The organism is Flavobacterium sp. ST-158, from assembly GCF_058309975.1.
The window spans coordinates 880813-893797 of the sequence record NZ_JBZEEN010000001.1 but is presented as its reverse complement, the minus strand read 5'-3'; the positions used below and the strand labels follow the sequence as shown (position 1 = coordinate 893797).

12 protein-coding genes are annotated in these 12985 nt (G+C 31.8%); 9 read left to right on the top strand and 3 right to left on the bottom strand.

Features of this window, described 5'->3' with window-relative positions:
• Positions 1-175 precede the first annotated feature (175 nt).
• The 9 genes from AC4FRF_RS03845 (at position 176) to AC4FRF_RS03805 (ending at position 9663) form a co-directional block, all read left to right on the top strand.
• Positions 176-1060 carry a helix-turn-helix domain-containing protein gene (locus AC4FRF_RS03845; RefSeq protein WP_491158136.1) on the top strand — a complete coding sequence of 295 codons (885 nt, stop codon included), beginning with the start codon at positions 176-178 and terminating at the stop codon, positions 1058-1060.
• 293 nt (positions 1061-1353) lie between these two features.
• Positions 1354-2169, top strand: a complete 816-nt coding sequence (locus AC4FRF_RS03840) for a sensor histidine kinase (protein WP_491158135.1) — start codon at positions 1354-1356, stop codon at positions 2167-2169.
• The gene (locus tag AC4FRF_RS03835) at positions 2163-2852 is read left to right on the top strand and encodes a LytR/AlgR family response regulator transcription factor (protein WP_491158134.1); all 690 of its coding nucleotides are present in this window, start codon (positions 2163-2165) and stop codon (positions 2850-2852) included. Before AC4FRF_RS03840 ends, AC4FRF_RS03835 begins: the two co-directional genes overlap by 7 nt.
• Positions 2853-2996: 144 nt before the next feature.
• Complete coding sequence (locus AC4FRF_RS03830; protein ID WP_491158133.1) at positions 2997-3755, top strand: dioxygenase family protein; 759 nt, start codon at positions 2997-2999, stop codon at positions 3753-3755.
• A gap of 16 nt (positions 3756-3771) precedes the next feature.
• Complete coding sequence (locus tag AC4FRF_RS03825; RefSeq protein WP_491158132.1) at positions 3772-4452, top strand: pirin family protein; 681 nt, start codon at positions 3772-3774, stop codon at positions 4450-4452.
• The gene (locus AC4FRF_RS03820; protein WP_491158131.1) at positions 4449-4952 is read left to right on the top strand and encodes a hypothetical protein; all 504 of its coding nucleotides are present in this window, start codon (positions 4449-4451) and stop codon (positions 4950-4952) included. The genes AC4FRF_RS03825 and AC4FRF_RS03820 overlap by 4 nt, the downstream gene beginning before the upstream one ends.
• 209 nt (positions 4953-5161) lie before the next feature.
• Positions 5162-6349 carry a phosphoglycerate kinase gene (locus AC4FRF_RS03815; RefSeq protein ID WP_491158130.1) on the top strand — a complete coding sequence of 396 codons (1188 nt, stop codon included), beginning with the start codon at positions 5162-5164 and terminating at the stop codon, positions 6347-6349.
• 105 nt (positions 6350-6454) lie between these two features.
• Entirely contained in the window at positions 6455-8443 is a 1989-nt protein-coding gene (locus AC4FRF_RS03810; protein WP_491158129.1) for a LysM peptidoglycan-binding domain-containing protein, read from the top strand.
• 194 nt (positions 8444-8637) lie between these two features.
• Positions 8638-9663 carry a DUF4837 family protein gene (locus AC4FRF_RS03805; protein ID WP_491158128.1) on the top strand — a complete coding sequence of 342 codons (1026 nt, stop codon included), beginning with the start codon at positions 8638-8640 and terminating at the stop codon, positions 9661-9663.
• Here AC4FRF_RS03805 and AC4FRF_RS03800 read toward each other — a convergent pair.
• From AC4FRF_RS03800 to AC4FRF_RS03790, 3 genes are read right to left on the bottom strand one after another with little or no spacing between them, the layout of a single operon-like run.
• Positions 9660-10466 (bottom strand): OmpA family protein, encoded by an 807-nt coding sequence (locus AC4FRF_RS03800; protein ID WP_491158127.1) that lies wholly within the window; start codon positions 10464-10466, stop codon positions 9660-9662. The two genes, AC4FRF_RS03805 and AC4FRF_RS03800, sit on opposite strands and share 4 nt — an antisense overlap.
• On the bottom strand, positions 10466-12103 hold the full coding sequence (locus AC4FRF_RS03795; protein WP_491158126.1) for a S41 family peptidase: 1638 nt from the start codon (positions 12101-12103) through the stop codon (positions 10466-10468). Before AC4FRF_RS03795 ends, AC4FRF_RS03800 begins: the two co-directional genes overlap by 1 nt.
• Before the next feature lies 1 nt (position 12104).
• Complete coding sequence (locus tag AC4FRF_RS03790; RefSeq protein WP_491158125.1) at positions 12105-12929, bottom strand: DUF4349 domain-containing protein; 825 nt, start codon at positions 12927-12929, stop codon at positions 12105-12107.
• Positions 12930-12985 lie beyond the last annotated feature (56 nt).

The window sequence follows — 12985 nt, the reverse complement described above, 5'->3', positions numbered from 1 at the left end:
CTTATATTTTTTAAAACAGCATCTATTTTAGATATAAATTTGATTATTAGTTTTTTTAACTACTTATTTTGTTATTAATAAAAACAAATGTAGCTTAGTCATCAAATATCTTAATTATACAAAAACGACTTTTTATTACTCAAAAACGATTTTTTTCATATTTTTTGCTACCATTATGCCCAAAAACGTTTTCAAATACTCATTCTCCTTATTACATATTGATTATGTACAACTCAATAATAAGTGGAATTTTAACAATGTTATCAGTCCGTATTATCGATTATACTACATTAATGAAGGTAATGGCACAATATCAAATAATTCCGGACTTATCAATTTAGAAGCTGGCTATATGTATCTTATCCCCAGTTTTACCATCTGTAACTTGAATTGTGATAACTATCTAAGTCAATACTTTATTCAGTTTTTTGAGGAATCTCCCGATGGAATTTCGCTATTTAATCAGAATAGGAATGTGATGAAATTAGCCGCTACTGAAACCGATATCATTCTTATCAAACAAATGCTAAAAGGCAATCCCGGAAGAGGAATCAACCGATCAGACAACCCAAAAGAATATGAAAAAGAAGCTTTTTATAAAGAATACCGTTCACTTAATGACACCATGAAAACCCATTTGAAATTTGAAAATCAAGGAATCCTGCTTTTATTGATTTCTAGATTTTTGAACGATAAAAATTTCAAGCAAAATGCTCCACAAAGCATCCCTTCAAAAATTTTGGACAGCATGGGTTACATCCAACTTCATTTAGACAAAAACCTAACAGTTGCCGAATTGGCTCAAAGAGTGAATCAAAATCAAGATTATTTCTCAAAGCAATTTTTACTTCACACCGGACAAAGACCCTTAAATTACATTCACGAAAAAAAAATTGAACGGGCACAATATCTTATTGCCACAACTAACAAGAGTTTTCTGGAAATTGCTTTGGATACTGGTTTTTCTAATTTGCCTCATTTTTCAAAAATATTCAAGCAAATTGTTAGTTTGACTCCTGGTGAATATCGCAATAAAAATGACTTTTACCTCAATAATTAGAATACAAAAAACAAGAATCTTAACTTTGATTTACCAAATCCATATCTATGAAAAAAAATCCCACCCCATACTTGCTAGTTTTTTTTATTTGCATTGCATTCATGCTATTGCCATATATGTTTACCTCAACAGGAAGCGTTTTAAAACTGCCCGATTTATTTAACAATCCCCATGATCGGATTTATTTTTTCATCTATTCGATGCTGCTTATTTTCTTTTTATTTAACTATTACTATCTAATTCCTAAAATATATTTTTCACAAAAACAACTTTTATATTTCGGAATCATTAGCATGTTTTTACTCTTCTTTCTTTGGATTTCAACCTATTTTGACCATCCGGAACGCAATTTTTTAGACTTCGGAAAACCTCCTCAGTTTCATCACGACAAACACCCACCACTTCCTAAAATGAACAACCATCATCTTGGTGGTCCACCTACACAATACAGCCACACCATATTAGTTTATCTCATTGGAGTCATTTCCAGTTTACTATTTGCCATTAATAACAGATTAAGAAACGTTGAAAAAGAAAAAATGCAATCAGAATTATCTTTTTTAAAAGCACAAATCAACCCTCATTTTTTATTTAATACTTTAAATAGTATTTATGCTTTGGCTATTAAAAAAGATGATAAAACGGCCGATGCTGTTATACAGTTATCTGAATTAATGCGTTACATTATTACTAATGCAAATGATAATGTAATTGCTCTAGATAAAGAGCTTAATTATATTGACAATTTTATCCAATTGCAAAAAACAAGATTGGGCAATACGGTTAAAATACTATATGAAAGAGAAACAAACGTTTATAGTAAATGTATAACTCCGCTCATTTTAATTTCGTTCATTGAAAATGCTTTCAAACATGGGGTCAATCCAAATCAGGATTCAGAAATTAAAATCACAATAAATATTGAAGATAATTTCTTAACTTTATTTGTATCAAATAACAAAGTCGAATCTGTTCAATTGCAAAGCGGTATCGGCTTACAAAACACCATTGAAAGACTAGCTTATTTGTATCCTCAAAAACATGAATTATTAATTGATGATGCAAAAGAAAAATATACTGTTACTTTAAAGATAAATGTAGGATGTTAAAAGCAATTGCACTTGATGATGAACCTTTGGCACTGGAAGTATTACAAAGTTTTTGTAACCAAATTGACGACATCTGTCTCGACAAAATCTTTACAAAGTCGGAAGATGCTTTTAAACATTTGAAAAAATTTCCAGTTGACTTATTATTTTTAGATATCAATATGCCTTCTATTTCAGGCATTAATTTTTACAAAAAACTACCTCATAAAACCATGGTTATTTTCACCACGGCTTATTCTGAATTTGCTGTAGATGGCTTTAATTTAAGTGCAACCGATTATATTTTAAAACCTTTTTCTTTCAGTCGTTTTAAACAATCTGTCGAAAAAGCTATAAACCAACATAAACTACAAAATCAAAATCCAGAACAACTCTATCTCTTTATCCGTGCCGATTATAGTTTGGTGAAAATTCTTTTTTCAGATATTTTATTTATAGAAGGTCTAGACGACTACTTAAAAATTCATATACAAAATCAGAAAACAGTTGTAGCCCGAATGACGTTGAAAGCTATTTTAGAGAAACTACCATCTCCAGAATTTATTCGCGTTCACCGATCTTTTATCGTACCTATTTCTAAAATTGACAAAGTACGCAACAAAATTATTTACATTAACAAAGAAGAAATTCCAGTAAGCGCAAGTTATGAAGCTGCTTTTTATGCCTTGATCCATAAACAATAAGCATCCTCTTCATCAATAACTGAAACTGGTTATTAAAAATAACATTAGCCATTTACCGCAACAATCTACGTGGTAACCTCATTATTTTTTTCAATAAAATGAATTAAAATACCTTTATATCAGCAACTTATAAAAGTGTTTATCATGGAAAGAAAAAAATTTTTAAAAAGATTAGGATTAGTAGGATTAGGTACAGTAGCAATGCCTATATTAAGTTCATGTGGCGGCGATGATGATTCTACTACAGATTCAAGTACAACCGATACTACTGAAGCTACTGACACAGGTGGCTCTTCCAGTTCTTCTAGTTGTACAGTAACAGCTACCGAAACAGCAGGTCCGTTTCCTACAAAAAGCCCTTCAACATTGGTAAAATCAGACATTACAAGTGACCGCACAGGAGTTCCTTTGACTATAAACATCACTATTCAGAATAAAAATGCCAGTTGCGCTGCTCTACAAGGTGCTCTGGTAGACATATGGCATTGTGACAAGGATGGTTATTACTCTGAATATGGAGGAACAGGAATGCAATCAGCTGATTTTACTTCTGTTCATTTTTTAAGAGGAAGACAAACTACAAATGCTAATGGATTAGTGAGTTTCACATCTATTTTCCCTGGTTGGTACAGCGGAAGAGCAACACATATTCACGTACATATTTACAATGCTTCCGGTACTTCACTATTAGTAACTCAAATTGCTTTCCCGGAAGGTTCAGGAAGTGCTGTTGTATTAGTAAATGCTTCTACAACCAATGGCTATACTAAAGGAATGAGCGGTTACACCTATAATGCAAATGATAATGTTTTTTCAGATGGTGTAAGTACCGAAATGTCTACAGTAACTGGAAGCGTTGCTACTGGATTTATACTAACACACACAATAAACGTAGCTGGTTAACATTAAACATCAAGAGATGATAAAGCAAAATTCAGCTCAAATTTATCTTGCAGATAAAAGAACAAAACGGCAATCAATGGGTTATCATTGTTGGTCAACGTTTGATTTAGATAATTATCAGGAAGAAACTAAAAGAGGTTTTGGGGGATTATTCCTTTTTAATTATCAGATACTAGCACCAAATCACAGAACATCAATGGTAATTCATGCCGATTGTTTATACTATATTTTACCGCTTTACGGTGGTCTTCATCTTGAAGACGAATTAGAAAAGAAGCTGATTCTTACTCAAAAATTGAAACAACTAGTTTGTAAAAAAAGAACTTCAGTTCAAATATCAAATCCTTTTGAAAAAAACATAAGTTACTTAACTATTGGTTTTAAAGCAGAAAAAAACAACCTTAATAACCAATTATTATTATTTGATTTTCAAGAAAAAAACAAACTAAAATTAATTTTGGACAACAAAATCACTTCTATTTACATTGGAAATTTTGATGGTCGAAAAGAAGCAGCCTATCATTTAAAAAGCAAGCAAAATGGCATATTTACCTATATCATCCAAGGCGCCTTTGAATTTGAAAACCGATTGCTGGAAACTGGCGACTCCTTAAGCATAACTAACATTGACTGGGTAGAATGGGAAGCCTTATCGGAAAACGCTATGCTTTTACTCATCGAAATTCCATTAGTATGAATTACAAATCCAAAATACAATTAGCTTACCGTCTCGTAATCGACAGCAATTCAACATTTCTTTGGGACAAATATGTTTTAGAAGATACTTTTCAGGAATATTTGCTGCAACATCAACAATTCAATTCTAAAGAAAACCCCTTAAAAACTTTTAGAGAATTATTAGCTGAAAATGAAAAAGCTGAAAAACTTCATTACCTCACAGGTATTGCTGCCGCAAATTATGTGCAACAACTCAAAGGGAATTTTCATCGTGTAACCGATGCACTTGGTAATAGTTATTTTCCATTCATAAATTATCGCTTAGACATCATAAATACCGATATCACAGATATAAAAAAACACAAAATAGGTATTACATTCTATTCGCCCCTGCTCACTTACTTAGGAATGGTGGATAATCATTTTTTACTTTCTAAAAATACTGACGACAGCAACGAATTTGAAACTTTTATGATTCCTTCTCAGGCTAATTTATCAGTCTACTATCTGAAAGATTAAAAATTGGTTTTTAAAGACATTTTTCAGAGAAGACAAAATTTAACTTTTATAAGCTTTTTTTTAAAACAAGGAACATAAATCAAATTATTTGTGAGTTTACATCGTTTTCGTTGCAATAAATTGAATTTTTTGAATTATTGAAATTTATTAGTACTAGAAAATTTCTATATTTGTTTCACTTTCAAAAAAATAAACTAAAATTATACTTAATGAAGACTCTAAACGATTTTGATTTTAAAAATAAAAAAGCAATTATCCGTGTTGATTTCAATGTGCCTTTGGACGAAAATTTTAATGTAACTGACGTTACTCGTATCGAAGCTGCAAAACCTACTATCTCTAAAATCCTTGCCGATGGCGGAAGCGTAATCTTAATGTCTCATTTAGGTCGTCCAAAAGGAGTTGAAGATAAATATTCATTAAAACACATCTTAAAAACGGCTACAGATATCCTTGGAGTTCCAGTAAAATTTGCTTCAAACTGCATAGGCGAAGTAGCTCAGCAAGCTGCAAATGACTTAAAAGCTGGTGAAGTTTTATTATTAGAAAATTTACGTTTTCATGCTGAAGAAGAAGCTGGAGATGTTGCTTTTGCAAAAGAATTAGCTTCATTAGGAGATATTTATGTAAACGACGCTTTTGGAACAGCGCACAGAGCTCACGCTTCCACTACAATTATCGCACAATTTTTCCCAACAGCAAAATGCTTCGGAGCATTATTAGCTAAAGAAATTGAAAGCATCAATAAAGTATTAAAAGACAGCGAAAAACCAGTAACTGCTATCCTTGGAGGTTCTAAAGTATCTTCTAAAATTACAGTTATCGAAAACATCCTTGACAAAGTAGACCACATGATTATTGGTGGTGGAATGACTTTTACTTTCGTAAAAGCACAAGGAGGAAAAATTGGAAATTCAATTTGCGAAGATGACAAACAAGAATTAGCTCTTGAAATTTTAAGATTAGCTAAAGAAAAAGGAGTTCAGATTCACATTCCAGTGGATGTAGTTGCAGGAGATGATTTTTCTAACAATGCAAATACACAAGTGGTTGATGTAACAAATATTCCTGATGGTTGGGAAGGTATGGATGCCGGTCCAAAATCATTAGAAGCTTTCGAAAAAGTGATTATGGCTTCAAAAACAATTCTTTGGAATGGTCCATTAGGCGTTTTTGAAATGGAAACTTTTGCTAAAGGAACTATAGCTTTAGGAAACTACATTGCAGCGGCTACAGCTAATGGAACTTTCTCACTTGTAGGTGGTGGAGATTCGGTTGCGGCAGTAAAACAATTCGGTTTTGAAGACAAAATGAGTTATGTTTCAACTGGTGGTGGAGCAATGCTTGAAATGCTTGAAGGAAGAACTTTACCTGGAATCGCAGCTATACTAGACTAAATATCACAACTTTAACAATATTTATTGATTTTTTTAGTTGTAACCTATTAAGTTTGCATTACGAAATCGTAATCGTTTAAAATTAAGCCCGTTGACAATAAAAATATGAATATAAAAAAAATCACTTTATCGTGTTTTCTATTACTAACAATTCCCCTGTTCTCGCAAGAAATTGCCGAAAGCAAGGGAATTGCTGTTATGGAAACTAAGCTTTCTTATCTGGACTCTATAAAACGGAGCTTTGTTAATGATAACATGGCAAGTTGTGTTGATAGTTTGTGGACCAAAGAATTGACTGACTTAGATATCTACAATGATCTTAGCAAGGATATAGAAAGTATTAATACCGATGAAAAAGTAGATTATGAATTACCTACCGAATTATTAAAATCCAGATTGGAAGCCATGAATGCTAAATCTCCATTTAACATTCAATACAACCAAGGACTGGAAAACATCATTAAATCGTTTTTAAAAAATAGAAAAAAATCTTTTGAGCGCTTAATGGCCATTTCGGATTATTACTTTCCAATGTTTGAAGAAACATTTGCCAAAGAAAACGTTCCTTTAGAAATTAAATACTTAGCCATTGTTGAATCAGCTTTAAACCCTAAAGCAGTTTCCAGAGTAGGTGCTACCGGACTTTGGCAATTTATGTATCAAACCGGAAAACAATACAATCTAAAAATTGATTCTTATATTGACGAACGTAGCGATCCATTAAAAGCTACCGAAGCAGCAGCCCAATACATGTCGAATATGTATGCTATTTTTGGCGATTGGGAATTAGTTTTAGCCTCTTACAATTCAGGACCAGGAAACGTTGCTAAAGCCATCCGAAGATCTGGAGGAAAACAAAATTTTTGGAGCATTAAACAAAATCTCCCAAGAGAAACTCAGGGTTATGTTCCTGCTTTTTTAGCTACTATGTATTTGTACGAATATCATAATGAACATGGTATTCGACCAAACAAGACCATCGTACAACGCTTTGCCACTGACACAGTAATGATAAAAAAACAACTATCATTTAAGCAAATCTCTGACTTATTGGATGTACCTGTTTCTCAATTACAATTGCTTAATCCATCCTACAAACTCAATGTAATCCCATATTATAATGACCAAAATCATTATTTGCGATTACCAAAAGACAAAATTGGCGTTTTTGTTTCTAATGAAGATAAGATTTATGCTTATGTGCAGCGCGAATTAGATCAAAAAAACACCAATCCGTTTAGAAATGTAACTAGCACTCCAATTGCAGCTGTCGAAAAACCAACATATCCTATTGGAAGTACAACCCAATATTACAAAGTAAAACAGGGCGATAACTTAAGCGTTATTGCCAACAAATACAATGTTGATATTAATGACTTAAAAAAATGGAATAAACTTAAAAGCAATTCCATTTCTTACGGTAAAGTTTTAACCATCATTTCAACCGAAAACAATAATACAATTGCTGCAGTTGAAACTAAAACAAACAAAACCGAAAAAATTAAAAAAGAAGTTAAAACAGACACTTTAATTACCAACAACAAGACCTACATTGTTCAAAAAGGTGATAACCTAAACAGTATTGCCGAAGACAATAACGTAACTGTTGCACAAATTAAAGAATGGAACAAACTTTCTGGAAATATCATTCAGGCTGGAATGAACTTACAAGTAGCTGAAAAAGAAATCGAAACTAAAGAAGCAATTGTTGCGGCTCCAGTTGTTGAATTAAAAAACGTTGAATACACAGTTCAAAAAGGAGATAACCTAGGGAATATTGCTAAAAAATTTGGTACTGCTATTGCCGATTTAAAAGAGTGGAACAGCTTAAAAGACAACAATATTGCATTAGGAAAAACATTAATTGTAGCTAAAAACGAAATCGCCATTCCTACTTCTAATGCCACTGCAGCCTCTTTTAAGAAACCTAAAACAGATGCTAATACACAACACGACTACTTGGTAAAAAAAGGAGATTCATTGTTTAGTATTGCCAAAAAATATTCTGGCGTTACTGTTTCTGATATAAAAAAATGGAATAACATTAGTAACGAAGACATTAAACCAGGAATGAAATTAAAAATAAGAAGTTAATTCTTAAAATTCATACAACACAAAAAAGGGCTTTATTTTGTAATTAAAATAAAGCCCTTTTATTTACACAAAGATTTTATATTACTTTTATTCTGTTTTAAAAAAAATTGGAACGATATTAGCTGAGTAATCAAAACAGCTAACAAAATACTAATTGTTATTTAAAATTCAATTGCAGTTACAATACATACAAAATGAATAAATTCCATTTTATATTGCTTTTCATTTCCATTTTTTTCTTTTCCTGCAAACAGGAAGATACAAATACTAGAAAAACTACTGGAAAAGTCAATAACATCTCTGTTATTATAGACGATTTGCTGTGGAATGGTGAAATTGGCGATAGTATTCGAAATAAATTTGCTTCACCCGTAATCGGTCTTCCACAAGAAGAACCTCTGTTTACCATCAACCAATATCCTGTAAAATTGATGGAAGGTTTTATGACCGATAGTCGTAACATTATTGTGATTAAAAAAGACGGCAAAGAGAACTTCAAAATTGTAAAAAACCAATATGCTTCTCCGCAAAATGTATTTCATATTTCAGGTAAAGTGGCCGATGATATTCTTTGTTTGATTCAAAAAAATGCTACAGAAATTATCCAAACCATCCATCAAACAGAAATTGAAGAATCGCAACGGATTAATAGAAAATCACTTTTAACACCAAAATTTTTCAAAGACAGCTTTAATATCTCATTAGAAATGCCTTCTGATTACCAATTGATGGTTCACAAAGGAGGTTTTGCTTGGTTCAAAAAGGAAATTATAAGCGGAAACAATAGCATTTTGATTTACCAAGTACCAATGAGTACCACAGAAAGAAAACTAAACAAAGTGACTAATATTATCCGAATGAGGGATTCCATCGGAAAATTATACATCCATGGTAAGGAATTAAATACTGATATGATTACCGAAGAAGCTTACGCACCTTATTTTTCTAATGTTGTACTTAACCACAAAAGGGCTTATGAAACTAAAGGAACCTGGGAACTAAAAAATGATTTTATGTCCGGTCCATTTATCAATTATACCATTGTAGACAAAGAAAACGACCGCCTGCTTGTTTTAGAAGGATTTTGCTACTCTCCTTCAAAAGAAAAAAGAGATTTAATGTTAGAGCTAGAAGCCATCATAAAATCGATTAAAATAGACAAAAAACAAACGCCAAAAGAAAAATCCAAGATTATGGCATTGTTTAACGGTAGAAACTAATTTTTAGTAATTAAAAACTCAACTCTTCTATCGTATTCATCACCTTTACCCGATGGAAACTGATTTCCTAAGCCTTTAACACTCATTCTTAAACTGCTCACATTTCTAGAAATCAAATATTTAAAAACATTTTTAGCACGATTTAAAGACAATTTCCTTTCTTTAGTTGCCCGATCTATAGCATCTTTGTAATATTTTGGCGTACAGCAAACATGACCACGGATTTCAAATTCTACACCCTTGTTCTCTTGAAGTATCTTGGCAATTCTGTTCAATTCTTTTTGAGAACTGACAGTGAGAATACTACTTCCTAATTCAAAAAAAATATTTTCCAGAAAAATACGGTCTCCTACTTCATGATGATCTTGAAATGAATTATAAATACCTTTTCCAAAACTGTTTTTCTTAACAACTAACATATCAACCCGTCTGTTTTTAGATCGAATATCGGCTAAACTTCCTCCAGAATAGGCATCAATAAGCACACGTCCTTTACCTTCAACAATAACAATTTTGTTCTTATTAAATCCATTAGCAACTAGAATACTTTTAACTGTATTTACTCTATTTTCGGATAATTTTAAATTGTAATCATTATTCCCTCTATCATCACAATAGCCATAAATCTGAATCGATTCGAGCTGTGTAGTATCTATTTCCCGAACAAAATCAACAATCATTTGTTCCTGAATTGCATCAATACTGTATTTGTCAAAATCAAAATAAACCGTTCCAATTTTCTTTTCTTGAGCATGAATTGCCCCAAAAGCAATAAAAAATATTAATAGAACGGATTTTGCCATTAGATTTTTAAAATACTTTTATAAGTAGCTGTATCGTTTAAAATAGCAATCGCTTTTTTAATTTCAGAATTGGTTTTCATATAATAGGCATAAAAACCTTCCTGATATTGATAGCGCTTAATAATTTCTTCCAAAATCAGATTTTTGATTTCTTCCTGATTGGAATCCAATAGCGTTTCTTCACTTTTTTGAACCACAGCCAACAATTGCTTGTACTCGTTCAAAATAGCCCCATCAATAGCTTCTTTTTTGGCTATAGCCAAAGTATTTTTCAAAGCTTCTTCGGTTTCAGTATCAAAAGTGATTTTTTGACTTTTTAAAAATTGTTTGAAGTCCTGAAAATCAGCATTGGTAAAATTTGGTATTTGATTTCCTAAGTTTGGATTTTTATAATAATAAGCGGTTGCATAATTAAAAATACCATCGTTTTTAAGCAATGCATTTGCAATTACACTCGTTTTGGATTCGGGCATTTGTACATCGGGCAAAATTCCGCCACCATCATACACTGTTCTACCTTTACGGGTTTTAAACGAGTTATAATTAGCTTCTTTGGTACGAACGGCCAAACCATTTTTGTCTTTATGCGCATAATCCAAGGCTTGAATACATCTTCCAGATGGTGTAAAATACCTGGAAATAGTTACTTTCAATTGGGTATTATAGGTTAAATCAATTGGTTTTTGGACCAAACCTTTCCCAAAACTTCTACTTCCTACAACAACTGCCCGATCCAAATCTTGTAAAGCTCCCGAAACAATTTCGGATGCCGATGCGCTTCTATCATTGACAATAATCACAAGTGGAATATCTAAATCAACGGGATCAAAAGAAGTTTTATAAGTATTGTTGTGTTTTTCGTTAATGGATTTTGTGGTTACAATTACTTCGTTTTTGGGAACAAATAAATTACAAATATTAATAGCCTCACTTAAAAGTCCGCCGGGATTATTTCTCAAATCCAGAACAATTTGTTGTGCGCCTTGTTTTTTTAATTCCAATAAAGCTTCTTTGGTTTCGTTTGATGCTTTTGTGTTAAATCTACTTAGCACAATATAACCGGTTTTATCATCAATTTTAGAAAAGAACGGAACTGATTTAATGGCAACCTCATCCAAGATAATTTGAGTCGAATTGGTTTTTCCTTGACGAATGTATCGAATATCAATTTTTGTGTTCTTAGCTCCTTTTAACAACTGAGAAGCATCGTCTTTAAAATCAGCCATTACCACATCGCCTATTTGGACAATTTCATCCCCTGGTTTGAATCCGGCTTTATCGGCAGGAAAATCTTTAAAGACTTCTCTTAAAATTAATTTACCTGATTTTTGAGTAATTAAAGCACCTATTCCAGTATATTCGCCCGTATTGTTGATTTTAAATTTCAACACATCCTGCTCATTAAAAAACACTGTATAAGGGTCTAAACTAGCCAACATTCCTTTGATAGCACTATCCATCAACTCACCAGGATTTGTTTCATCTACATAGTTTGTATTCAACTCTTTGAACAGCGTAGTGAAAATTTCGATTTGCTTAGCAATTTCAAAAAAGTCATCTTTAAAACTTGAACCAATAAAAATAAAAGCCGAAGCGATTACAGGAATAATGTATTTTTTCTTTACAAGATTTATCATCTTAAATTGTTTTTTTCTTAAATCGTTTTTTAATAAAATACCCTAAACCACCTAAGATAATTAAAAATGGCCAAACACTTATTAAGCCCACAAAAAAACTTGAAAAACTGTTAAATCCAGATTTAAATGCATTCCAAATTTTTGTTCCGTATGAAACTGTTGCCCCACTACCAGGAGCTACATTTTTATAAAACTCAACCGTAATGGTACTGAAAGAAACTCTATTTTGCAAATAATTCAATTGCCCTTGCTTAGCTTCAATCTCTTCCCGAATTGCTGATAATTGCGCTTCAATCTCTAACATCTCAGAAACCTTGTTAGCTTTTTTAAGCAGTTCTATATAACGATTTTCAAGCATCTTTTTAGCATTTAAACGGGCGTCAATATCAATATATTCTGCCGTTACATCTTCAGCAGTTATTTCTTTGTTGTCAAAATAAGTAACTCCTTTTGAAATATCTTTTATAAACAGATCAAAATTCTGGTTAGGTACTCGAATAATTAATTTTCTAAAAATTGTTCCATAATTTTTTCCTTCAGTATCATTTTGTATTGTTGCTTTATAACTTTTTAGTGCAGCTTGTATTTGAGCATAAGTAGCACTTAAGTCAGTAGTTTCAAAACGAAGATTACCCTCTTTAATAATTTTTTGTTCTACTTCTTCAATAACCTCTTTTGCATTAGCAACAACAGGTTTAACAAACTTAACCTGATCAACTTGTTTTGAAGGTAACGCAACCGCCGAAACTGTATCTTCAAAATTTTCTTGTTTTTTACAATTTGAAAAGGAGAATAGAATTAATAAAAACAGAATAATAGATTTCATATAAAGAATATTTTTATAGTTAAAACTACAATTTTTTTTACAAACTCTGATTTAAA

What these genes read in the sequence shown, in the direction of transcription:
- AC4FRF_RS03845 (WP_491158136.1), top strand. Translation starts at nt 176, where the DNA reads ATGCCCAAAAACGTTTTCAAATACTCATTCTCCTTATTACATATTGAT.
- AC4FRF_RS03840 (WP_491158135.1), top strand. Translation starts at nt 1,354, where the DNA reads ATGTTTTTACTCTTCTTTCTTTGGATTTCAACCTATTTTGACCATCCG.
- AC4FRF_RS03835 (WP_491158134.1), top strand. Translation starts at nt 2,163, where the DNA reads ATGTTAAAAGCAATTGCACTTGATGATGAACCTTTGGCACTGGAAGTA.
- AC4FRF_RS03830 (WP_491158133.1), top strand. Translation starts at nt 2,997, where the DNA reads ATGGAAAGAAAAAAATTTTTAAAAAGATTAGGATTAGTAGGATTAGGT.
- AC4FRF_RS03825 (WP_491158132.1), top strand. Translation starts at nt 3,772, where the DNA reads ATGATAAAGCAAAATTCAGCTCAAATTTATCTTGCAGATAAAAGAACA.
- AC4FRF_RS03820 (WP_491158131.1), top strand. Translation starts at nt 4,449, where the DNA reads ATGAATTACAAATCCAAAATACAATTAGCTTACCGTCTCGTAATCGAC.
- AC4FRF_RS03815 (WP_491158130.1), top strand. Translation starts at nt 5,162, where the DNA reads ATGAAGACTCTAAACGATTTTGATTTTAAAAATAAAAAAGCAATTATC.
- AC4FRF_RS03810 (WP_491158129.1), top strand. Translation starts at nt 6,455, where the DNA reads ATGAATATAAAAAAAATCACTTTATCGTGTTTTCTATTACTAACAATT.
- AC4FRF_RS03805 (WP_491158128.1), top strand. Translation starts at nt 8,638, where the DNA reads ATGAATAAATTCCATTTTATATTGCTTTTCATTTCCATTTTTTTCTTT.
- AC4FRF_RS03800 (WP_491158127.1), bottom strand. Translation starts at nt 10,466, where the DNA reads ATGGCAAAATCCGTTCTATTAATATTTTTTATTGCTTTTGGGGCAATT.
- AC4FRF_RS03795 (WP_491158126.1), bottom strand. Translation starts at nt 12,103, where the DNA reads ATGATAAATCTTGTAAAGAAAAAATACATTATTCCTGTAATCGCTTCG.
- AC4FRF_RS03790 (WP_491158125.1), bottom strand. Translation starts at nt 12,929, where the DNA reads ATGAAATCTATTATTCTGTTTTTATTAATTCTATTCTCCTTTTCAAAT.